Genomic DNA, 22573 nt, shown 5'->3' on the forward strand with positions numbered 1-22573 from the left:
CTGGCGTTCAACGACTCTGACCCCTTGAACCGCTGACCCCTTGAAACACCCGAGGTATCGACTGTTGGCGCCAAAGCGGTCTGATACATTCCCTCATGGCCATGCCCGACACCTCCCCGCGACGCGATCTCTACAGCCTCACGCGCGCTGAGCTCCAGCAGCAGCTGGTGCACTGGGGCCTCAAGCCCGTGCATGCCAACCGGCTGTGGAGGTATTTGTACATCGACCTCGCGTCGTCGCTTGACGAGATGCCCGAGCTGTTGCCCGCGTTGGCCGCTCGTCTGCGAGAAGAAATGACACTGGGCGTACTGCCCACGACGCTCGAGACGGCGTCGACCGATGGATTTACGCGAAAGTATCTGCTGTCGCTCCCGGACGCCGCCACCATCGAGACCGTGCTGATGCGCTTCACCGGGCGCGTCACCGCCTGCGTGAGTTCACAGGTGGGCTGCGCCATGGGGTGCGTCTTTTGTGCGACGGGACAGATGGGGTACACGCGTCATCTCACGCCGGGGGAAATCGTCGCGCAGGCCGTGCATGTGGCGCGCGTGCTGCGCCGCGAGGCGCCCGCCGGCGCGGTGATGCGTCAGACGCGCCATGGGCTCGGCACTCGCCTGCGTAACCTGGTGCTGATGGGGATGGGCGAGCCGTTGCACAACTACGACGCGGTGATGCAGGCGATCGACATTTTACTCGATCCTCATGGTCCGGCGCTGGCCGCCGAGCGCATCACGCTCAGCACCGTGGGTGTCGTGCCGGGCATTCTTCGTATGGCCGAGGAACAGCGTCCGGTACATCTGGCGGTCTCGCTTCACGCGGCTACGCAGGCCGAGCGGGCGGCGCTGGTGCCCTCCGCACGCAAGTGGCCGCTCGACGAACTGATGGCCGCGTGCCGTACGTACAGTGCGACGACCGGCCGCCGCATCTTTTACGAGTGGACATTGATCGAGGGGCGGAACGACGGCGTAGACCAGGCGCGCGCCGTAGGTGTGCTGCTGCGCGGGTTGCCGGCGCACGTAAACCTCATTCCGCTCAATCCGACCAGTGGCTACGACGGCGCGCCCACGCGTACCGAGGCGGCGACCCGCTTTCAGCAGGTGCTGGCGGAGGAGTTCGCGCTGCCGAGTACGGTGCGCCAGCGGCGCGGGATCGACATTGCGGCCGGCTGCGGGCAGCTGGCGGTGCAGGCGCGCTGAGTGGAGCGAGCGGTGCTGTGCGGCACCAAACCGCGCGTTAGAGCGCCACGCTAGGACCCGGTCGTCGGACGGGCAGCGCTCCGGCGCCGAGATGCGGTGTCGACAGCATCCGACGGACGACACCGTCGCTGCTTCATACTCGGGCCAGCGCGAAACGCGCTGTATCGTATCTCGCGCAGTGCATGAAGCCGTGCACAGGGCTGAGCGCACGCCCCGCGCCTGACGCGAGCTCGCCGGCCGACCTCTTGACGAATCGAGCATTGGGGCCGACCGTTGTGATTCCTCCATCAGGAGTTTCCATGATCGTCAAGGGCATGGCAACACGTCTCGCGCGTTTTGTACGACGTTCGGCATCAGTGATGGCCGGTGGGGCGATCGTCGTCGCTGTCGGTGCTACGTCCGCGATCGGCGCGCAGACTGCGAAGCCGGTGGTGAACGCCAGCAGGAGCGCTCCGGTCCTCTCGCCTGAACTGCAGAAGGTGAAGGCCGCGTTGGACAAGTATCAGGACCCCGTGCTCGCGGTGCACGACGGGTATCTCTCGACGCTGGGTTGCGTAGAGTATCCCCGCGGCGGCGGCGAAGGCAGCATGAAGTACGTCGCCGGTGGCATGGGCGTGCACTTTCTCAATGGCGCACTGATTGGGCCCGCGCTCGATCCGGCGAAGCCGCAGGTGCTGATCTACGAGATGGATGGCGCGAAGCTCAAACTCGCCGCCGCGGAGTGGTTTGTGCCGGTGGAAGCGGTCAAGTCGGTGCCCAAGATCTTCGGTCAGACGCTTGACGGACCGATGGCGGGTCACAAGCCAATCATGCCCGACGGACTGGTGCACTACGATTTGCACGTGTGGTTGTGGAAGAACAATCCGGCCGGCGTGTTCTCGTCGACCAACCCGAGCGTGAAGTGCCCCAAGGGAGCATATTCGTTTGCTGAAGACGCCCCCAAGATGGTGATGCGGAAAATGAAGTAGCGGTGCGCGGGGCGCTCCAACCTTGCGTTGCTGCTGACAGGGCTTTCAAAAATCGTGGCCATGGCTCGCTGCGCTCGCTGGCCACATCCTTTGATATGCCGCTGCAGCAGAGCGCAGCATTAGGTCGCGCGGCGCAGCCGGAGCGGGCCTCGCGTGAGGCCCGCCAACACCGCTGCTGGTGCAATCTCCACCGATCCTTGCGTAATGCGCAGTGCGCCCGCGAGTGCCAGCTCGGCGGCGACCGCGCGAATCTGTGGCATGAGGTCACGCCAGTGCGCCGGTGCCAATGCGCGCGCGACTTCGCTGGGGCAGATGGAGGCATCGGCCTCGCGCGCATCAAGCAGCTGCGTGATCATGTCGACCATCGCGTCGTTCGTCATGCGGCGCTCAGAGCACCGGCCGCCGCTGGCCGTGCCCCGTGGCCTGCTCGAAGGCGTGCGCCAACTGCAACAACGCCCAGTCGCCGCGCGGCTTCCCCACGATCTGCGCGCCGACGGGAAGTCCGTTGGCGCTGAAGCCGGCGGGCACGCTGATGGCGGGGCACTGCATGAAGGTCACGTACCACGCGCTGCGCATCCAGTCGATGTAGGTCGGCATCGCGATACCGGCCACCGTGGTGGGATACTCGGTGGTGATGTCGAACGGCTCCACCTGCGTGACGGGACAGACGTACGCGTCGTACTTCGCGAAGAATTGCGACACGTGCCGGTACATCTGCGCCTGCCGCGCGTTGGCCTTGGCGACATCCACGGCGCCCTGTCGTTCGGCTTCAGCGATCTCCCACTTCACGGTGTCCTTGAACAGTGTGGGGTTGTCGCGCGACAGCTTCGCATAGCTGGTGTGGTAGGTGAGATGCCGCAGGGTCGGGAACGCGTCGTCGACGCCGTTGAAATCGGGCTCGGCGTCTTCCACGATGCAGCCCATGTCGAGGAACGCTTGTCGGTTGGCGTTCAGCACGCGCGTGATTTCCGGCTCGAACGGCAAGCCGCCCATGTTCGTGAACCACGCAATGCGCTTGCCTTTCATGCTCGCGGCCAGCGGTCGGCGGAAAATGGCCGGGTCATCGGCGAGCGACGTGGGATCGGGCGCGTGCACACCGGCGATGGCGCTGAGAAAGAGCGCCACGTCTTCTACAGAACGTGCCATCGGACCGCTGGTGCTAAGCGGCGACCACGAGCCGTCGTCATCGGGCACGCGTCCCGGCGACGGACGAAAGCCGACGATGTTGTTCCACGCCCCCGGATTGCGCAGCGAGCCACCAGTGTCGCTGCCATCGGCGATCGGTAGCAGGTTGCAGTTGAGCGCGCAGGCCGCGCCACCACTCGAGCCGCCCACGGTCTTCTGTAGGTTGAACGCGTTGCGCGTGGCGCCGAATACCGCGTTAAAGGTGTTCGAGCCGGCGCCGAACTCCGGCGTGTTGGTCTTGCCGATCGTGATCGCGCCGGCGGCGCGGATGCGCTGCACAATCAGCGCATCGGTCGTCGGCACGTTGTCCTTGTACAACAGGGAGCCCTTGGTGGTGCGGATACCTGCCGTATCGACGAGATCCTTGTGTGCGACTGGCAATCCGTGCAGCGGCCCAAGCGGCGCACCGCGCGCCTGACGCTCATCGGCCGCTTTCGCCCATGCCCGCGCCTGCTCCGGTACCAGCGTGACGATGGCATTGACCGTCGGGTTCACGCGCTCGATGCGCGCGAGGTGCGCCTCGAGCACTTCGCGGGCCGACACGTTCTTCCGGCGAATGCGCGCCGCGAGTTCGGTAGCGGAGAGCGACGTGAGCTCGTCGGCGGGGGTGCTATCGAGCACGGCCATGGCGGGGGTGTTCGCGGAGAGCGCGTCCGGGAGCGCGCCGGTCACGGCGGCGGCACCGAGGAGTTGCGTGAAGGTGCGTCGGGAGAGGGAATCGGTCATAGGGAGGCAAGGGAAAGGCGTGACCGAATATGCGTCACGAGCCTTGGAACGCGAGGTCGATCCGCGAAAGGACTGTGTCTAGCCGCTCGTGCCGATAACCGGTACGTTGGCCCGACCATGATCGACATCCGTGCAACCCCGCGGCGGTGACGGCCAGCCTTCCGCTGCCACTACGGTCGGCGCTGGCCGACCGCTACCGCCTCGAGCGCGAGCTCGGTGCGGGAGGCATGGCGACGGTGTATCTCGCGTTCGATTTCAAGCACGATCGCAAGGTCGCGATCAAGGTCTTGAAGCCGGAGCTCGCGGCGGTGCTCGGCGCCGAGCGCTTCATCGTTGAGATCAAGACCACGGCGGCGTTGCAGCATCCGCACATCCTGCCGCTGTTCGACAGCGGCAGTACCGGCGGCTTCCTCTACTACGTCATGCCGTACATCGAAGGCGAGACGATCCGCGAGCGGCTGAATCGGGAGACGCAGTTCGGCGTGGAGGACGCGGTACGCCTGGTGCGGGAAGTGGCGGATGCATTGGACTACGCGCATCGCCACGGTGTCATTCACCGTGATATCAAGCCGGAGAACATCCTGCTTCACGACGGCCGGGCGATGGTCATGGACTTCGGCATCGCGTTGGCGGTGAGCGCCGCGGCCGGCGGTCGCTTGACGGAAACAGGATTGTCAGTTGGCACGCCGCACTACATGAGTCCCGAGCAGGCGACAGCGGAAAAGGTGATCAGCGGTCGGTCCGATGTGTATTCGCTGGCGACGGTGCTGTATGAAATGCTCACCGGCCATCCGCCGTACACTGGCGCGAGCGCGCAGCAGATCATCATGAAGATCATCACCGAGCCCGCCGAGCCGGTCACGAAGTATCGCAAGTCGGTGCCGGTGAACGTGGCCTCGGCACTGGCAACGGCACTCGAAAAGCTGCCGGCCGATCGATTCGCGAGTGCCCGTGTCTTTGCCGATGCCCTCGCGACCTCCGGTTACGTGGGCTCGGCGCCGCGGCCGATCGAGCGCGCGTTCGACGCAGGCACGGGGCGCTCCAGGGGCTCGCTCGTGGCGCTCGCGCTGACCGCCGTCGTGGTGAGCGCGCTGACGTGGACCGCGGCCGTCGTGCTCTGGAAGCCACGGGGCAGCTCCGTCGTCACCCCGGTGGCGCGGTACGAGGTGATCCGCCCTGGGGGCAAGGGGGGCGAGTTCGGAAGTCTGGCCGTGTCGCCGGATGGCGCTCGCTTGATCATCACGGGGCGAGGCAGCGCTGATGCGGCCGAACGCCTGTTCCTTCGCGCGCGCGACCAACTGGAGGTGCGAGAGCTGCCGGGCACGGACGGCGGATACAATCCGTCGTTTTCTCCCGATGGCCGCAAGATCGTGTTCATGTCAGGCACGCTGCTGAAGGTCGCCGACCTGTCTGGTGGTCCGGTCACCATCGTGGCCGACACTGGCGTCGGCGTGCCCGGAGTCTCGTGGGGATACGACGGCTACATCTACCTCGACGTGCGCAGCATCGGACCTCTGGTCAGAGTTCCGGAGGGCGGCGGGGCGATGCAGGCGGTCTCCACGCTCGATGCCGGCACCAAGGAGTTGCAGCACGTATGGCCGGACGCGTTGCCCAACGGACGCGGTGTCATCATGACGATCAATCGCGGTGGTCCGGGGCAGGGTGCGGCGGAGGGCGATGCAATCGCGGTGCTCGATCTGAAAACGGGCAAGCACCGTGAACTGATGCGCGGCGTCTTCGCACGATACGCCACGAGCGGACATCTGCTCGTCGTCACGCGCGATGGCACCCTGCTCGGCGTACAGTTCGATCAGGACAAGCTGGAGATGCGCGGGGCGCCGGTCACGCTGGCGGAGGGCGTTTTCGTGGCCTCCAATGGCACGGGTCTCGTCAACCTTTCCATTTCGCACACCGGCACACTGTGGTACACCCTTGGCGCGGGCGGGGCGGGACGCGAGGTGGGATGGAGCACCCGGACCGGTATCTTCACGCCAGTCGAACCGGCCATCGTCGGCGACGTGCTGGACGCGTCGCTTTCCCACGACGGAACGCAGCTCGCGTATATCCTCGCCGGTGACGATAGCCGCGACGTGTGGCTGGCTCGCGTGGGAAGTCGCGACCGGGCGCGCCTCACGTTCGACCGCTCGTATCAAGGGCTCAGCTGGCATCCGAATGGCAACAGCCTGCTCGTGAGTCGACCGCCGGGCGAGTTGTACACGCTGGACACCGACGCCCGCTCCGGCCCGGTGCCGATCCCCGGCCACCTGACCAGCGTGCAGGACGCCCGTTGGACTCCCGATGGCGCACGTCTCCTCTTCGCCAGTCAGGGCGGGCAGAACAACGACCTGCTGGCGATCACGCCGGGAGCGGGTGCCCGCCTGGATACGCTGGTGGCGACCGCTGCCGGTGAACGAAGCCCCTCGGTGTCCCCAGACGGACGATGGCTGCTCTATCAGGCGAGAGCTGGAGCAAGCACCGACGTTCAGGTGCGGGGGTACCCGAACACCCGGGGAGCGTTGCATCAGGTGTCGACCGCTGGCGGGACATACCCAAAATGGTCGCGCGACGGCCGCGAGATTTTCTATCGAGGCCGCGGGGATTCGCTGGTGGCGGTCCCAGTACTCCCCGGCCCGGCGTTCTCATTGGGGAACGAGCGCGCGCTCTTCTCGCTGCAGGGTGTGAGCACGTGGGATGTCGGCCCGGACAGCCGGCGGTTTCTGCTCGTGCGCGCTCGGGACGTCGGCACCTCCGAACGGTTGATCGTCGTGGAGAACTTTCATGAAGAGTTGAAGGCGCGCGTGAAACCGTGACTGAATTCGCCCGACATCGACGCGACCAATCGCCTTCTTCTGCAATCATTGACACGAATTTCGTGTGACACTAGTTTCGTGGTATGAAGAACGTCACCGTGGTTCTCGACGAATCCGTTGCGCGTTGGGCGCGTGTGCGGGCGGCCGAGCTGGACACCAGTGTGTCCCGACTCCTCGGCGACCTGCTGCGCCGGGAAATGGAGCGCGAGCTCAGCTACCAAACGGAGTGGCGCCAGTACGCGGTGCGCGAGCCGCAGCCGCTGAGTCAACCCGGTAGCGACTATCCCACGCGAGACAGCTTGCATGACCGCACCGGTCTTCGTTGATACGAACGTGCTGGTATACGCCCTCGACGCGGCGGCCGGCGACAAACACCACCAGGCCCGCGCCTGGATGCTTTCACTCTGGCAGTCGGGGCGAGGGCGCGTCAGTACACAGGTGCTGCAGGAGTTCTACGTCACGGTCACCCGCCAGCTCACCCCCGGTCTCCCGCGCGAGGCGGCGCAGATCGAGGCACGTTCGCTGTATTCGTGGGCGCCAATCGAAATCACCACGGCGGTGCTCGATCGCGCATGGCACATCGAATCACGCTTTCAGCTCTCGTGGTGGGACGCATTGATCGTGGCGGCCGCGCAGTCAGCGCAATGCGAGCTGCTGCTCACCGAGGATCTGCAACACGGGCAGCTGTTCGACGGCGTACAAGTCGTCAATCCATTCCGGACAGCACCAGAATCGGCGTAGTACAGCGGGCCCCACTACGCTGCCCGCCCGTACCCCGTCATCGCGCGCGCCGAGTAGTTGTGTGATCATCCGAGCGATGGTATCACTCGTCGGGAGCGGTGTGACCATGCCGGCCAATGGCGTGCGCAGATCGCGCGTTCCATGGCATCGCCGCAGGTGCGGTGAATTCGGGAGGGACAAGATCGATGAGCATACACGTGGTGCTGGTGCATCCCGAAATCCACTGGAATACCGGCAACGCCGGACGCACTTGTCTGGCGACCGGCGCCACATTGCATCTGATCGAGCCGCTGGGATTCTCGCTCGATGAGGCGCAGGTGAAGCGCGCGGGGCTCGACTACTGGGAGCACGTCGATGTGCGCGTGTGGCCGAGTTGGGAGGCGTTCGAAGCGGAGCTGCCGCGGCTGGGGCAGCCGTACTTCTTCTCGACGAAGGCGACGCAGCTGTTCTGGGATGCGCCCTTGGCGCCGGTCGAGGGGACAGTGCTGGTGTTCGGTCGCGAAACCGGCGGATTGCCGGCGGAACTGCATGAGCGCTATGCCGATCACTTCGTGGCTTTGCCAATGATGTCCGCGCAGGTGCGGTCGCTCAACTTGTCGACGTCGGTGGCGATCGCGGTGTACGAGGTGCTGCGACAGCAGCGGTAGTCAGCGCGCGTCGGACACCAGCCGCGTGATCGCGCGCATGCCGTCGTCGCCGATGTCGAGGCTATGCTCGTTCACATATAGCGCGATGTGCTGCGCGCACACGGCGTCTGACATTTCCTGCGCATTGGCGCGCACGTAGTCACGACTCGCGTCGGGATGGTCAAACGCATACTGCACCGACGCGCGAATGGCGTGTTCCACTTCGGTCGTCGTTGCCGCGTCGATGTCGGCACGCGCACAGATGCCGGCGAGGGGCACGGGGAGATGCGTCTCGCGCTCCCACCAATCGCCCAGATCAATCGCCTGGTGCAGCCCGTGCTCGGCGTACGTGAACCGGCTCTCGTGAATGATGAGTCCCGCCCGCACCTCGCCACTGCTCACGGCGTGCAAAATACGATCGTAGCGCATCTCGACCACCTCCTCGAGCTGCGGCGCGGCCAGACGCAGCAGTCGATAGGCGGTGGTTTCGCGGCCGGGGATTGCGACGCGCCCGCTCACCGCCTGTTCCAACGACATCGGTGTACGGGCGACCACCAGCGGACCGACCCCATGTCCGAGCGCAGCACCGCTGCGCAGCAACTGGTAGCGGTCGCCGACGGCGGCGAAGGCACCGACACTGAGTTTGGTGAGATCGAACTCGCCGTGGTGGGCGCGTCGGTTCAGCTCCTCGATGTCGAGCAGCACCGGCGTGATGTGCACCGGCGTGTCGACCAGTCCGAACGTGAGCGCATGAAACGCGAATGTATCGTTGGGGCAGGGCGAGTAGCCGAAGGTCAGCTCACGCATTGGCGGCGACATCCGTCATGTGCGCTCGCAGGGCGTGCACCAGCTGCGGTGTGACGCCGGTAATGGCGGCGAACGCCGCGTCGAAATGCCAGCGGGCACGATCCGGTTCTTCGATTTCGTTCGAAATCGCGCGCACCTCGATGGCGGGCACACCGGCGAGTTGGGCGGCACGGAGCACGCCGAATCCCTCCATCGCTTCCACATCGCAATTGGCAGTGCCACCCACGCGGGCACTGGTGCCGATGGCAAGCGTGGCCGCGCCCGGAATTGCGCGCTGCACAACGTGCAGCCACGTCGCTGACGCCTGCACCACACTCGGCGCCCACTCGGCAGGCACATTCGAGTCGCAATACCGGGATTCGGCTCCGATCACGAGTGACGCCGGGGCAAGTGCGCGCGCCCGACGGGCGCCGGCGATGCCGATATGCAGAATGGCTGCGGGGCGGAGTTCGGCAATGGCGGCGGCGGTGCGTGCGGCCGCCTCGACCGGGCCCACACCACACTGCAGCGTGTGCCATCCCTCGGGAGACGCGAGTTCGCGTGCGGTGGCCGCCACGACCAAGATTCGTGCGCGATCGTTCATGACGTCCTCAAGACAGCCTCATGCTCTAAAGTCTAAGGACATGCCGCTCACTCCACGAGTTCGCCGCCCCAGCTGGCCGGATCGACGTCGGCGATGGTTTGCGTGAGCATCCAGGCATGTCCAGCGGGGTCGCGTACCGAGGCCTGCCGCTCGCCGTACGGGTGATCGGCTGGTGGGGTGAGGCCGGTCGCGCCGAGCGCGATGGCGCGAGCGTAGGCGGCGTGCACGTCGGGTACGCGCACCATGAGCACCGCCGGCGGGCGTCCACCGGTGGCCGGTACGGCGGCCGCGTCCCATGCCGCTACGACCATGGCGCCGTCGCCGACCGAGAGCTGCACGCGATGCCCGGGAATGCGAAGCCGCTCGCGGGCGCCGAGCACGTCGCGCAGCCATGCCACGGCGGCCTCGAGGTCGGGGTAGCTTCGCACGGGAATAAACGTGGTGTCGGGGATGGAGCGATTACGGAGCGGCGCCGCCGCCGACGCGGGTGCGACATCGGCGAGCGCCGAGTCCTGATGGGCGAGAATCATCGGCCATGCCGCGTCGTGCGCGTCGCGGGCTTCGGCGGTTGTGAACCCGGCGTGCGTGAGCGTGACCTGCGTATAGTCACCAGCGATCGCGTCGAGGTGCACCGTGACCGTGGTCTCGGCGCCGCCAGTCCCGCCGGCGCCGGTCACCCAGGTGAGTGACACCAGCGCGTCGGGCACGAGTCGGAGAAAGCGACCATAGTGCGGATGCCGCACGGGTTCGCGCCCGTCGGTAAATCGCTGCGCGACTTCGAAGAAGAACGGCGCGCCGACCTCGGCTCGGATCTGCGCGGTGTCGCCCTCGGCAAACCACGAGGCCCAGCCGGTGGTCCACGCGCGATAGAGCGTGGCGGCGGATCGTGGTGACGCGCGGGTAATGGTCAGGGTGTGCATGGGAGGTCTCGCCAAAGCGTAAGGTATGCCGTGATCGTCGCGCCGCGTGAGGGAGTTTTTGTGCCCACTGCGCGTGTATCGGTGGGAGTCCGGTTGGGCCCACCCCTTCACTCGTACGGGAGATCACATGACTCAGTGGACACGTGCAACACGGCTTGGATTATGGATGATCGGTGCTTTGGCATCTCTGAGCAGCTCGAAGGTCGGTGCGCAGGTTGTGCTGACGAGCGTCACGACCATGAGCTTGGGCGCTAATAAGCAGCCGAACGGAGCGTATACCGATGCCCAGGGATCTGGTTCATGCTGTGCGAACACATACATCACGCGCGGAACGAATCCGACCACCGATGCCTTCCTGTACACCGGAAACGATGCCGGCTCGTTGTTTCCTGCAGGCATCACGCTCTCCACCGGTCTCAACACGTTCTACTTATGGGGCAGTACGGGGCTCGTCGGAACCCCCAACTACGCCGTGGCACTCTTCACCGGAAGCAGCGCGCTCACCGTGTCATCGTACTGGGACGCCACGACGAATACGAACAGTGGCGTCGGCATGAAAGTATACGGTGATCCGAACCCGTTCGGTCCGCAGCTCGATGGCGTTGGACTCTCCGCCATTCTGGGGAACTTCCAGCTCACGATCACCGACTGGCGTCCCGAAGTGGTCACGCGCAACGTCTCGATCCAAAATTTCGGCGTGGGCGCTCTTACAACGCCCGTGGCGAACAATGTTGGACGCTTGGTGCTGAACGTGGTTGATCTGACGACGGGCACTCCGCCTGTGTCGACCGTTCCCGAGCCATCGACCTACCTGCTGATGGCGTGTGGTCTCGTGTCCCTGGGTGTGATGTCACGCCGCCGCCGCGCTTCCGCGACGTAGTATGCACAGCGAGAGGATCTGAGCAAGAACACACTGTTGGCACAGGCCTCGCGCACCGCAGCGGGGCCTGTTGCTATAGGTCCGGACACCCCGTCCATTTCCCGCCAGGCGTGCACGGTGGCATCGCCCCCTTGGGCGGATCGAGGCGACGTACACTGTCGGCGGCGGCCAGCTTTCCCTGCTTCGTGAGCGCGTCGACCAGCGGGCGTCGGAGTCGCGAACCCATCGACCAGAGATCCGGCGCCTGCGCAATCATGGTCAAACCCGCGCGCAGCTCCGATTCGGCCGCGACCGGTGTGCCACCGGCGAGGTACGCCATGCCAGTGTACAGGTACGCAAAGCTCAGCAAGTACGGCGACTGCGTCGGCAGGACGGCATCACGCGTGCGCAGGGCCATACTCAGCGCTGACGCGACGTCCTGTCGGACCAAGGCGTCGTCGACATATCCGCTATTGAAGACGATGCGCAGCACCAGTGGAAACTCGGCGAGTGAGTCGATGATCGCACGACCTTTCGCGAGTTCCACGCGGCGCGTGGCCGTATCACCACGGAGACTCGCCAAGAGCGCGGCCGACTTTGCCGCCCATACCTGCACCCACGGTTGCGCCCCGAAGCTGCGCTGAAGCCGTTCGCCCTGCATCCGTGTCCGTGCCGCGGCGCTATCCGCCCGACCCAGCACGAGCATCGACTCGATGGCGGCATCGGCCGCGCCGTCGCGCTCCTTCGAGACCTGCATATCGAGTGAGTCGGTGATGCGCTCAATCATACGCGCCTTGCGGAGGTACGCACGCGGATCGCGCGTCATCCACGACGTCGTGACCATGCGAACGTTCTCCGCCGCGGCCACGATGCGGGTCAGCCCGCGTGTGCGTCGTTCGATGTCGACGACCTGCGCGGCCAACGAATCGGCGGTATGCAGTTGGCCCCGATGCAGCGCCTGCGTGGCGCGCAGCAACATGATCTGGGCGCTCAGCACACTTTCGATATCGTTCACGCTCTTGCTTCCAGCGGCCGCGACTATCGCCTCGTTGGCGGCTTCAGCGCCGTGAAATGTGAGCTCGAGCGTCGCGTATTCGATGCAGGCGCGCGCGTACGCGTCGCTGGTGGGCCCGTACGCCCGCAATGCCAGTGCTCGTGCCGAATCGAGCACGGCATGCGCGTGGGTATACCGGGATTGTGCCGCGTAGTTGGCACCGAACGCCGTGTAGAGACGCGCCCGGATGCGCGCGTCATCGGCGAATTCACGGGAGACGCGCGTGACCGCACTGTCGAGCAGTTGCCCGATGGTGCCGGCTGGCCCCATGCTGATGAGCGGATCTTGCGACACCGTTGACGTGCCGTTCATGATGCCCGCCATGAAGGTGGCCGCCCGTTCGGTACGAGCGGCTTCAAAGCGCAAGTTGCGCGCTTGTTGCAGCGACAGCAGACTCACGCCAAGCGCGGTGAGCAGCGCCAGCGAGGTGCCGAACACCAACGACCGATGCCGTCTCGTGAACGCCCACACGCGATAGCCGACGGTGCCTTGGCGCGCCAGCACGCGATCTCGCCGGAGGAATCGGTGCACGTCCTCGCTGAGGGCGAGCGCACTGGCGTATCGCTTGCCCGGCTCGCGTTGCAACGCCTGCAGCATGATCGCGTCGAGTTCGCCAACGAGCGCTGCCGACAGTTTCCTCGTGCTGTCAAGACCACGGCTGCGGGCTGCCGCGTCCGACGATGCACCTGCGATCGCACTGGGGACGCGCGGGGTGCCGCTGCGGACTTCCCAGAGCCGCGCGAATCCATCGCGGCCCGCGAGGTCGAGTGGCGGTTCGCCGGTGAGCAGCGTGCAGAGGAGCGCACCCAGTGCATAGACGTCCGTTGCCGTTGACGCGAGTTCGCCGTTGGCCTGCTCCGGCGCGGCATACGCCGCCGTGAATGGCGACATCCCGTCCGCCGTGACGGACGCGCCGGCGCTGTGCTCGTCGAGCAATTTGGCCACGCCGAAATCGAGCAGCTTGACCGTGCCGTCAGCGGTGACGAGCACGTTGCTTGGCTTAAGATCGCGATGCACCACCAGGCGCTGATGCGCATGCTGTACGGCGTGACAGACCGCACGAAACAGGTCGAGCCGCGCGGAGATGGAGAGCGCACGGGCATCGCAGTATTCGTCGATGGCCACGCCGTCCACATACTCCATCGCGAGCCATGGTGTGCCTGACGCGGTGGCGCCGCCGTCGATCAGCTGTGCGATGTTCGGGTGCTGGAGCGCGGCGAGGATTTGGCGCTCGGCGCGGAACCGGTGCAGCAGCACGTCGCTGTCGGCGCCGCGCCACAACGACTTGATTGCGACCCGCTGATGGTATTCCGCGTCGTCGCGCTCCGCTTCGTAGACGGCCCCCATGCCGCCGCGGCCGACGAGTCGAATCACGCGATACGGCCCCACGCGATGGCCGATCAGACTGGCGACGGGTAGATCGTCCGGCGTCGCCGCGCCGAATCCCAGCGCGACGTGCGCGGGGGCGTCGAATCGATCACCGACCAGTTCGACCGCTTCGATCATCTGTCCGAGGCGCGCCACGATCGCCGGCGACGCGCCACTCGCCTCGAGTCGACAACGCTGTTCGTCGATCGACAGATCCGCCAGCTCGAACCAGAGCGACTTGAGCGTCGACCACTCGTCGGTCGTGGTCGATGGCGAGGGATGATGGGGAGGAAGTTCGGGCATCGACCTTACACGCGTCGCCGCGGTGCGATGTCCCTCATCCGTCCCGCAACTCGGCATGGAGCCAGGCGCGCGCCATGGTCCACTCGCGCGACACGGTGGCTGCGGAGATCGACAGGAGTTCCGCGATCTCGTCGAGTGTGAGGCCGACGAAGAACTTGAGCTCTACGATCTTCGCTTGTCGTGCGTCGACCTCCTCGAGTCGCGTGAGCGCTTCGTGCACACCGACGACATCGTTGACCGCATCCGGCGCGGCGGGTGTTGCGTCGGCCGTGGCTGGATCGAGGGTCACCTGCAGACCGCGATCGCGTCGCTCGGCGGCGGTGCGTCGGGCGTGGTCCACGAGGATGCGGCGCATCATGGTGGCCGCAATGCCGAAGAAATGCGCGCGGCTCTTCCACGGCGCGTCCTGACCCATCAGGCGGAGGTAGGCCTCGTGTACCAGCGCGGTCGGCTGGAGCGTGTGATCCGCGCGCTCGCGCCCGAGGTAGATCTCCGCCAGCTGGTGCAACTCGGCGTATACGCGTCGGGCGGCGGCATCCTGCATCGACGCGTCCCCCCGCTGTGCGGCGGCCAGCACTTCGGTCAGGGACGTCTGATCGGAAAAAGGGAGGTCGGTCACGGCCCCCATAAGGTGACGCTGCCTTCATGAATCGGCTAGGGCGTGCCTCGCGAATCCGACCGCAAGTGAGTGCGCGCTATTCGATGGTGTTGAGCACATCCGCCGTACGCCGCGCCAACAAGGTGCGCAGCAGCGACGGTTGGTAGCGTCGGGTCACACTGATCGCGTGGAACTCTTCAAAGAGATCGGGCACGGCGCAGTATTCCTGCAGCCGGCCATCGCGCAGTTCATCCTGCACGACGACGGCCGGTACGAGCGCGACGGCGTTGAGCTCGCGGCTGAGCACACGCAGCATCGCCATGTCGTCCGCTTCGGCAATCACCGTGGGGCGCAGCGCGCGTTCATCGCACAGCACGTCGAACGCGGTGCGAAATTCGTGGTCGCGCGAGGGAAGCAGCAGCGGCACATCGGCCAACTCCTCGGGATAGCGAAACGGCGTCGAACGCGGGGGCCCGACCAGGCTGACCTGCTGTCGCGCAATGCGACTGCTGCGCCAGGCGTGATCGGCGTCTTCCGGTACGCGACGATTGGAGAGCACGACATCGAGCGTGTGCGCGCGCAATCGTGACAGCAGCTCCGCCAGCGATCCTGACTGCAATACGAGTGACAGCGACGGGTCCTTCAGGATCGGCGCCAGAAATGCCCGCTGAAAATTTCGCGACAGGGTCGCCACCGAACCGACCCGCAGCACGTGCCGCTCGTCGCGTCGGCCATCTCGCAGCGTGCCGACCAGCTCGTTGCCGGCGGTGACGATCGCGTCGGCATAGTCGAGGGCAATCCGACCGGCCTCCGTCAGCTCCAGCGTGCGCCCCCGCCGCTCGAAGAGCTGCTGGCCGAGCTGGGTCTCCAGCTGGCGGATCTGGGTGGACAGGGCCGACTGCGAAATGTGCAGTCGCTGCGCCGCGCGGGTGAGATTTCCCTCACGAGCCACGGCCCAGAAGTAGTGCAGGTGGTGATAGTTCAGCCGAGCGGCGACGTGGGTCATAGTTCTATTATACAGAATGATTGAGCCTAATATATGTATTTTGTGGAAGATTAGGTGGTGAGCAACATGTAGGGGACCTCTTCCGGAGTGCTTCATGTCCCCCGTGCTTGCTTCAGCCGCGCTGTTCGCCATTCCTGTGTTTGCGCTCGCCGCTGCCCCGCGGCTGGATGCGCTGGCGGGGGTCATGCTCGGTCTCGTCACCTTCATTGCGGTGGTTATCCACCGGTTCGCCCATCGCTATCTCGACGGGCAGCCGGCGGCGCGGCATTTCCGTCGCTGGTTCGTGGCCGCCGTGGCTGCATCATCGATGCTGGTCACGGCGGGCGACCTGCGCCTGCTGGCCCTCGCCTGGACCGCGTCGAGCCTGTCGTTGCATCAGCTCCTCTCGTTCTTCGCCGATCGTCCGCAGGCGCAGGTGGCGGCACACAAGAAGTTCTTGCTCAGTCGACTTGCCGATGTGGCCATTTATTCGTCCGTCATGCTGCTTGGTCGATCGCTCGGGAGTTATGACCTGGCGACCCTGCAGGCGACGGCCGTTGCGCTCGAGACGCTTCCCATGAGCGTGCATGTGGCCGGCTATCTCCTGGTCGCGGGCGTGGCGCTCCGTTCGGCGCAGCTGCCCTTTCACGGATGGCTCATTCAAGTCATGGAGGCGCCGACGCCGGTATCGGCGCTCCTGCACGCGGGCGTGGTGAACATCGGCGGCTACGTCCTGATCCGCCTCGCTGGGCTGACCGCACTCCTCCCCGGCGTCATGAACGCCTTGGTGATCATCGGCGCAACGACGGCGATGCTGGCGGCGCTCGTCATGATGACGCGGGTGACCGTGAAGGTAGCGCTCGCGTGGTCGACGGCGGCGCAGATGGGCTTCATGCTCCTTGAGTGCGGCCTCGGCGCGTGGGAGCTGGCACTGCTGCATCTCGTCGCGCACTCCTGCTACAAGGCGCACGCGTTCCTGGGATCGGGCGGTGTGGTGGCCGCACAGGCACGCCGCGCGTTGATATCGCCGCCGCCGCGCCCGACCGCCACGCGATGGCTCAGCGCGACGGTAGGCGGCGCGCTCATCGCTGCTGTGGCGGCCGGCCTGGCGTGGCCCGCGGGCGGCGAAGATCCTCGCACCTGGGTGGCCACGGCCGTGCTGGCGCTCGCGCTCGCACCCTTTCTGGTGCGCGTTTCACTGGCTGGCTCATGGCGTACCAACGCCAGGCTGCTTGGCTCGGCGTTCGTCGTGACGGCGCTGTACGCGATATGGCACCTCGCGTTCACGGCGCTGCTCCCCACCCCGGTGGCGTTCGTGCCCGGTACGATGTCACTGCTCATCGCGTTGGGGGCCTTTGCCGCGCTGTATGTCGTGCAGGTGATGGTGTCCGTGCGTCCGCACACCCGCGCCCTTCGCACCCTGCATACGTGGGCCTTCGCCGGATTCCATCTCGACGAACTGTTCACCCGCGCCACGTTCCTTGTGTGGCCGCCTCGTCACGAACGACGGCCGTCTTCGCCGATTCCGGCGACGCGCACGCCATCCATTCCGAGGGCTGCCTGATGTCTGATACTCTCTCCGACCGCGTGATGCGCGCGGTCGAAACGGCGTGCGCGCGGATCGCGCCCGCGTGGCCGCTCGACCGCCTCATCGCGGTCAACCCGTGGTGGGGATACGTGCATCGGCCCATCGACGAGGCGGCAGCGGAGCTTGCCGCACTCAGCGGCGCACGTCTCACGATGCCGCGTTCATGGTTTCGCGCGCGCTACGCATCCGGCGCGTTGACCGATGCGCATCTCGTTCGTGCGCTCGAGTTGCTCGGATCATCGCTGTCCCTGAACGACGTGCGCGGCGCATTGCAGACCGATGCGCCCACGTGGCCAGTCTGTCAGCTGGTGACAGACCTTGTCGATGCCACTCGTGAGACGCAGCGCCATGCAGCGTGGCGCGACTTCGTGGTGGAGCACGTCAGCCACGCGTGCGGTGCGTGGTTTGGTGACGGGCAAGCGGCGTGGTCGGCCGATCGCGACGGCGGACTGTTTGGCCTGTGGTCGGACATGGGGCAGCGGGATGCGGGTGTACGTCTGCTCATGGGACTGCGGGGCTTTCGCCGCGCGCTGGCCGAGCTGCCGCAGGACCCGCAGCGGCTGATCGCGTGCGCCGTCGACGAGCTTGCGGTACCGCCCGAACTGCAGGCGGCGTATTTCACCGCGTTGCTCCAGAGCGTGTCCGGTTGGGCGGCAGCGTGTGCGTTTCAGCGCTGGGAGGCCCGACTTGTGGGGCGCGATGACGAGCAAATTGTGCATCTGCTGGCGACGCGTCTGGCCTGGGAGCTCGTGCTGTATCGCACGAGCGGCGCGCCAACTCTCGCGAAGCGCTGGGCGGACGCACGGCGCGATTGGGTCGGGCTGGCGGATGCCGTTCGCGCGGCGCAGTCGGTGGACTGGGTGTTGCAACGCGCGATCGAGCTCGCGTATCAGGAGCCCTTGGCAGGACGGCTCGCCGGGCTACGACCCGCCACGACGACCACGCCGACGGTGCAAGCGGTGTTCTGCATCGACGTGCGCTCAGAGGTCATTCGCCGTGCGCTCGAGGCGGCGCAACCCACGACGCAGACGCTCGGCTTCGCCGGATTCTTCGGAATGCCGATCGCCTATCAGGCGGCTGAGGGCGTATCACGTCCGCAGCTACCCGGCCTGCTGTCGCCGGCCCTCGCGGTGGCCGACACCGGATCGGGTGTCTCTACGGTGCGGCTTCAGCGGAGCGAGCAGGCGACGCTTGCGGGCGCATGGAAGTCGTTTACCGGCAGCGCGGCGTCGACGTTTACCTCGGTGGAAGCCACGGGACTCGGCGCCGCGGTGTCGCTCGTGCGAATGACCTTCGCCCCAACGGCCCCAACGCTCGACGCGCTGCGCGATACCCTCGCCACGAGGGGCAGTACGATCTCCCCGCGACTCGGTGCATTCATCGCGGACGGCCACGTGCCGACGCTCGACGAACGCACACAGCTCGCGGCGGGTGCGCTACGCGGGATGAGCCTCACGCGCGACTTTGCGCGCGTGGTGGCGCTGGTGGGTCATGGTGCGGCGACGTGCAACAATCCTCAGGCGGCTGGACTCGCGTGCGGCGCGTGCGGTGGACAGAGCGGCGAAGTCAACGCGCGGGTTGCCGCCGCCCTCTTGAATGATCGTGAGGTACGCGACGCGCTGATCGCACACGGTATCTCCATTCCGAGTACGACGCACTTCGTGCCTGCGTTGCACGACACGGTGACGGACACGGTGTCCCTGTTTGATCTGGCCGACGTGCCCGTGACGCACCGCGACGACGTGGTCGGCTTCGAACGCGCTCTTGCCGAGGCTGGCCGGCTGGCGCGCCGCGAGCGCGCCGATCGGCTGGGGCTCGCGAACGCCGATGACGAACGTCTGCTCGGTGCGCTCCGTCGTCGCGGGGCCGACTGGTCGGAGGTGCGTCCGGAATGGGGGCTCGCACGCAACGCGGCGTTCGTCGTCGCGCCGCGCGAGCGCACACGCGGGCTGGTGTTGGACGGACGCTCGTTCCTGCACGAGTATCGGTGGCAAGACGATCCGGAGTGTGCGGTGCTCACGCTCATTCTCACGGCACCGATGGTGGTGACCAACTGGATCAATCTGCAGTACTACGCGTCCACCGTCGATCCGGAGCGGTACGGCAGTGGCGACAAGGTGCTGCACAACGTGGTGGGCGGCAACGTGGGCGTCGTCGAGGGTGCAGGGGGCGATCTTCGTATCGGCCTGGCGCTGCAGTCGGTGCACGATGGAGCCGACTGGGTGCACGAACCGCTGCGCCTCTCGGTGTTCGTCGAGGCGCCGGCCGCCGCGATCGATGGCATCATCAACGCGCACGCGGTGGTGCGTCAACTGGTCACGAACGGATGGTTACATCTATCACGCATTGATCCGTTCGACGGACAGATCTACGCGCGCCGCGCGCAGGACTGGCAGCTGGTGCGTGGGCGCGCGTGATCGATCGTGAGTGAACGTGATCGAACTTGATCGGGCGGGGTGGCGGATCAGCGGCGTGTGCAATTCTCGCTGGTGGCGTGGCTGATCTGCCGGTTGTCGTCGTCGGGTGGGAGCACGAACACGCGACGGGGGCGGACGGGGCGAGCCGCGCGGGTGCGACCGACTCCGGCTGATCACGGCGGCGAGACCGACCGCGTGCGTTGGCGTGCGTTGCGAGGATCGCGGGTGCACGCTGGCGGTTACGCGGGGGCGCGGAAAGCGTTGCAGCGTGGGCAATGGCTAACGGCGAGACCCTTTTGAGCGTGCTGCACGACCGGATCGTGGCGAAGCACTACAGCCTGCGGACGGAGGAGGCGTATGCGCACTGGGTGCGACGGTACGTGCGCTTTCACCAGCGTCGGCATCCGCGTGAGCTGGGGGTGGAGCAGGTCCGGGATTTCCTGACGCATCTGGCGCGCGACGAACAGGTGAGCGCGAGCACGCAGAATCAGGCGCTGGCGGCGTTGTTGTTCCTGTATCGTGAGGTGTTGGGGCTGCCGATTGCCGGCGCCATGCAGCACTTGCACGCCAAGCGACCGGAACGCGTGCCGGTGGTGATGACGCGCGACGAGACCCAGCGCGTGCTGCAGGCGATGCGAGGGACGACGCGATTGATGGCGTCGCTGATGTACGGCAGCGGCATGCGGATGATGGAGTGCTGCACGCTGCGGGTGAAGGACGTGGACCTGTCGCGCGGCGAGATCGTGATCCGCTCGGGCAAGGGGCAAAAGGATCGGCACACGATGCTGCCGCAGCGTGTGCGGCCGGCATTGCGCGTGCACCTCGAGCGAGCGGCAGCGCAACACGCGAAGGATCTGGCCGCCGGTGCCGGATACGTCGCCTTACCCGACTCGCTACGGCGAAAGCTTGGCGATCGTGCGGCGCGGAGCTGGCCGTGGCAGTGGATATTCCCGGCCACGCGGAGTTACCGTGACCCTGCTACCGGCGAACGTCGGCGACACCACCTGCACGAGAGCGTCCTGCAGCGGGAAGTGACGAACGCGGTGCGTGAGGCGCAAATCGGCAAGCGGGCAACGTGTCACACCTTCCGCCACAGCTTCGCCACGCACCTGTTGGCATCGGGGTCGGACATCCGCACGATTCAGGAGTTGCTTGGGCACCAGGATGTGCGGACGACGATGATTTATACGCATGTGCTGAACCGGGGCGGACTGGGGGTGCGGAGTCCGTTGGACTATGACGGCGAAGTAGGGGGTAGGGGGTAGGGGGTGAGGGTTCGAGGAGTTGGGTTGTGAGGGCTCCTGGAGGTGGCAGCAAGTGGCGGCGTTAGGCGGCGTGGCCGCACTCGCGGGTGGCGCGTTAGGTCGATCGAGCTAACAGCGTGAGCCTGAGTTTGGTTTTGGGCTGAGCGGCTTGGAACGAGTTACTTGGCGGGGTTGCGAAGTGGCAGGCCGAGTGGGAACGTGTGAGGGTTGCTGTAACTCGATGGATGCGTCGTCGGTACGTCGGTCGAGCGAATAGGCGTTATGTGATCGACGAACAGCTCGCGTGTCTGAACAAGGCCGCGAGAACTTTGGTGTTTTTACGCAATAATGCGGGCGGCGCGAAATCGCGACGATGCCGCAACGGTGCACTTCTGTTTTCCGGAGGGGCGATGAGCGACAACATGCGCGCGTTGGTCAGCCTCGGCCTCACGGCGGTCGCCGTGGCGTTGGCCGGCGTGCTCTATCACTCGCTCCCTGCAACTGCGGGCGCTTTTGGTCGGCTTATTGTGTCCGCGAACCTTGCGTTGCCGCTCTTCGTGGTCGCCCTGCTCGTGGGTCCCCGTTCACACGCGCGCGGTCAGGGCGACACGCGTCGACTCTTGCTCGGGACTGCGGTCGTGACGTTGGTCATGGCGCGCGAGGCGGCGCGCATGCGGGGCACCGCGGTCCCGCCGATGCTGGCGGTCGCCTACCAGGGTATACTCCTGATGCTGCTGGGGACAATGGCGTGGGCGTGGTGGAAAGCGCGACGCCCGTCTCCCGCTGCTGGCGTCGATGTGCGTTAGTCTGCGCAGTCGTCCCATAACGGTGCTTGCTGCAGACGGGCGATACGGTTGCTCGCTTCGCTCGCGTTTGATGTGATCGCCCGCTGCAGAAGCTAGCGTTAGATAGCGTAGCCCACGGCCGATCGTAATTTATCGAGAACCCCTTTCCGTACTGCGCATGCAAGTGTTCCCCGTGTCCATCGAACAACGAAACCTCGCGACGTCCCATCCGGCGCGCTTCGTCTTGCGCGAATGGTTCCGCTTCGCTGCGATCCTGTCGTTCGTCAACGTCGTGATGGATGTGCTCTTCCCCGAGAATATCTTCGTCGGACATCCTACTCGTCGACTGTACTTTGTGGTGAGCTGGGCGGTCTGCATGAGTGTGTTCACGCTGTGGAGCGCAAGACGCGGCACTCGAGCGAAGCAGCTATCGGCAACGCGACGTTGAATACCGTTGCGCTTGGGTCGTCCCGGTCGTTCACAGAATCGCCGTATGGCGTCCCGACGCGCAGGCTGCACCCGTCGCAGCAAGACAAACGAGATCCACGCCGCGCTATCTAACGAAACGTTGCTGCTGGCAGCGCGTTGCGGTGTGCGGCAGGCGGTCGCCGTGCTGGCGCACGTCGCCCGTCCGGCCGCATTTTGGTGGATGCGCTGCAGCAGAACGCCAGGCGTTATACATCAATCCAGACATCGATGGCGCGGGTCATTGAAGTAGTCGCGTATGATGCACGATGGCCGGCTGCGTTTGACGCCGAAGCGACGGAGTTGCGCGAAGTATTTGGCGTACGAGCGCTCACGATCGAACAT

The 22573-nt window shown here is 66.0% G+C and carries 20 protein-coding genes; 12 read left to right on the forward strand and 8 right to left on the reverse strand.

The genetic code is table 11. From position 1 onward, the window contains the following. Positions 1 to 101 precede the first annotated feature (101 nt). A complete protein-coding gene (rlmN, locus tag RMP10_RS03605) occupies positions 102 to 1196 on the forward strand; it encodes a 23S rRNA (adenine(2503)-C(2))-methyltransferase RlmN (protein WP_310569071.1) in 1095 nt (364 codons plus the stop codon). A gap of 299 nt (positions 1197 to 1495) precedes the next feature. After that, positions 1496 to 2164, forward strand: a complete 669-nt coding sequence (locus tag RMP10_RS03610) for a hypothetical protein (RefSeq protein WP_310569072.1) — start codon at positions 1496 to 1498, stop codon at positions 2162 to 2164. 119 nt (positions 2165 to 2283) lie between these two features. Here RMP10_RS03610 and RMP10_RS03615 read toward each other — a convergent pair whose 3' ends face one another. Together RMP10_RS03615 and RMP10_RS03620 are read right to left on the reverse strand one after the other, a co-directional pair. Further along, entirely contained in the window at positions 2284 to 2544 is a 261-nt protein-coding gene (locus RMP10_RS03615; protein WP_309670742.1) for a DUF3253 domain-containing protein, read from the reverse strand. A 7-nt stretch (positions 2545 to 2551) separates the two neighbouring features. Beyond that, positions 2552 to 4075, reverse strand: a complete 1524-nt coding sequence (locus RMP10_RS03620; RefSeq protein ID WP_310569073.1) for an amidase — start codon at positions 4073 to 4075, stop codon at positions 2552 to 2554. A gap of 146 nt (positions 4076 to 4221) precedes the next feature. On the opposite strand from RMP10_RS03620, the gene RMP10_RS03625 reads away from it, so the two are divergent. The 4 genes from RMP10_RS03625 (at position 4222) to RMP10_RS03640 (ending at position 8273) form a co-directional block, all read left to right on the forward strand. Further along, positions 4222 to 6885: a protein kinase gene (locus RMP10_RS03625; protein ID WP_310569074.1), complete on the forward strand. Its 2664-nt coding sequence runs from the start codon at positions 4222 to 4224 to the stop codon at positions 6883 to 6885. An 83-nt stretch (positions 6886 to 6968) separates the two neighbouring features. Beyond that, positions 6969 to 7211, forward strand: coding sequence for a hypothetical protein (locus RMP10_RS03630; protein WP_309670745.1), 243 nt, complete (start codon positions 6969 to 6971; stop codon positions 7209 to 7211). Further along, a complete protein-coding gene (locus RMP10_RS03635; RefSeq protein ID WP_310569075.1) occupies positions 7189 to 7626 on the forward strand; it encodes a PIN domain-containing protein in 438 nt (145 codons plus the stop codon). The genes RMP10_RS03630 and RMP10_RS03635 overlap by 23 nt, the downstream gene beginning before the upstream one ends. 185 nt (positions 7627 to 7811) lie before the next feature. Beyond that, a complete protein-coding gene (locus tag RMP10_RS03640; RefSeq protein ID WP_309670747.1) occupies positions 7812 to 8273 on the forward strand; it encodes a tRNA (cytidine(34)-2'-O)-methyltransferase in 462 nt (153 codons plus the stop codon). Here the strand turns inward: RMP10_RS03640 and RMP10_RS03645 are convergent, their stop codons facing one another. From RMP10_RS03645 to RMP10_RS03655, 3 genes are read right to left on the reverse strand one after another with little or no spacing between them, the layout of a single operon-like run. Next, positions 8274 to 9059, reverse strand: coding sequence for a 1,4-dihydroxy-6-naphthoate synthase (locus RMP10_RS03645; protein ID WP_310569076.1), 786 nt, complete (start codon positions 9057 to 9059; stop codon positions 8274 to 8276). Beyond that, positions 9052 to 9642 carry a hypothetical protein gene (locus RMP10_RS03650; protein ID WP_310569077.1) on the reverse strand — a complete coding sequence of 197 codons (591 nt, stop codon included), beginning with the start codon at positions 9640 to 9642 and terminating at the stop codon, positions 9052 to 9054. Before RMP10_RS03650 ends, RMP10_RS03645 begins: the two co-directional genes overlap by 8 nt. Before the next feature lie 47 nt (positions 9643 to 9689). Then, a complete protein-coding gene (locus tag RMP10_RS03655) occupies positions 9690 to 10562 on the reverse strand; it encodes an SRPBCC domain-containing protein (protein ID WP_310569078.1) in 873 nt (290 codons plus the stop codon). A 166-nt stretch (positions 10563 to 10728) separates the two neighbouring features. Between RMP10_RS03655 and RMP10_RS03660 the strand changes: the two genes are divergently transcribed. Beyond that, positions 10729 to 11442, forward strand: a complete 714-nt coding sequence (locus tag RMP10_RS03660) for a PEP-CTERM sorting domain-containing protein (RefSeq protein WP_310569079.1) — start codon at positions 10729 to 10731, stop codon at positions 11440 to 11442. Between the two features lie 73 nt (positions 11443 to 11515). Here the strand turns inward: RMP10_RS03660 and RMP10_RS03665 are convergent, their stop codons facing one another. The 3 genes from RMP10_RS03665 to RMP10_RS03675 form a co-directional block, all read right to left on the reverse strand. Then, the gene (locus RMP10_RS03665; protein WP_310569080.1) at positions 11516 to 14146 is read right to left on the reverse strand and encodes a serine/threonine-protein kinase; all 2631 of its coding nucleotides are present in this window, start codon (positions 14144 to 14146) and stop codon (positions 11516 to 11518) included. 34 nt (positions 14147 to 14180) lie between these two features. Then, on the reverse strand, positions 14181 to 14765 hold the full coding sequence (locus RMP10_RS03670) for an ECF-type sigma factor (protein WP_310569081.1): 585 nt from the start codon (positions 14763 to 14765) through the stop codon (positions 14181 to 14183). A gap of 76 nt (positions 14766 to 14841) precedes the next feature. Further along, positions 14842 to 15750, reverse strand: coding sequence for a LysR family transcriptional regulator (locus RMP10_RS03675; RefSeq protein WP_310569082.1), 909 nt, complete (start codon positions 15748 to 15750; stop codon positions 14842 to 14844). A gap of 94 nt (positions 15751 to 15844) precedes the next feature. Between RMP10_RS03675 and RMP10_RS03680 the strand changes: the two genes are divergently transcribed. From RMP10_RS03680 to RMP10_RS03700, 5 genes are all read left to right on the forward strand, one after another. Next, positions 15845 to 17293: an NADH-quinone oxidoreductase subunit L gene (locus RMP10_RS03680; protein ID WP_310569083.1), complete on the forward strand. Its 1449-nt coding sequence runs from the start codon at positions 15845 to 15847 to the stop codon at positions 17291 to 17293. Further along, positions 17293 to 19734, forward strand: a complete 2442-nt coding sequence (locus tag RMP10_RS03685) for a DUF2309 domain-containing protein (protein ID WP_310569084.1) — start codon at positions 17293 to 17295, stop codon at positions 19732 to 19734. Before RMP10_RS03680 ends, RMP10_RS03685 begins: the two co-directional genes overlap by 1 nt. A gap of 275 nt (positions 19735 to 20009) precedes the next feature. After that, on the forward strand, positions 20010 to 20999 hold the full coding sequence (locus RMP10_RS03690; protein ID WP_310569085.1) for an integron integrase: 990 nt from the start codon (positions 20010 to 20012) through the stop codon (positions 20997 to 20999). Between the two features lie 389 nt (positions 21000 to 21388). Beyond that, entirely contained in the window at positions 21389 to 21784 is a 396-nt protein-coding gene (locus RMP10_RS03695) for a hypothetical protein (RefSeq protein WP_310569086.1), read from the forward strand. A 157-nt stretch (positions 21785 to 21941) separates the two neighbouring features. Beyond that, positions 21942 to 22211 (forward strand): hypothetical protein, encoded by a 270-nt coding sequence (locus tag RMP10_RS03700; protein ID WP_310569087.1) that lies wholly within the window; start codon positions 21942 to 21944, stop codon positions 22209 to 22211. Positions 22212 to 22573: the final 362 nt, after the last annotated feature.

It is taken from the genome of Gemmatimonas sp., assembly GCF_031426495.1.
Taxonomy (GTDB): domain Bacteria; phylum Gemmatimonadota; class Gemmatimonadetes; order Gemmatimonadales; family Gemmatimonadaceae; genus Gemmatimonas.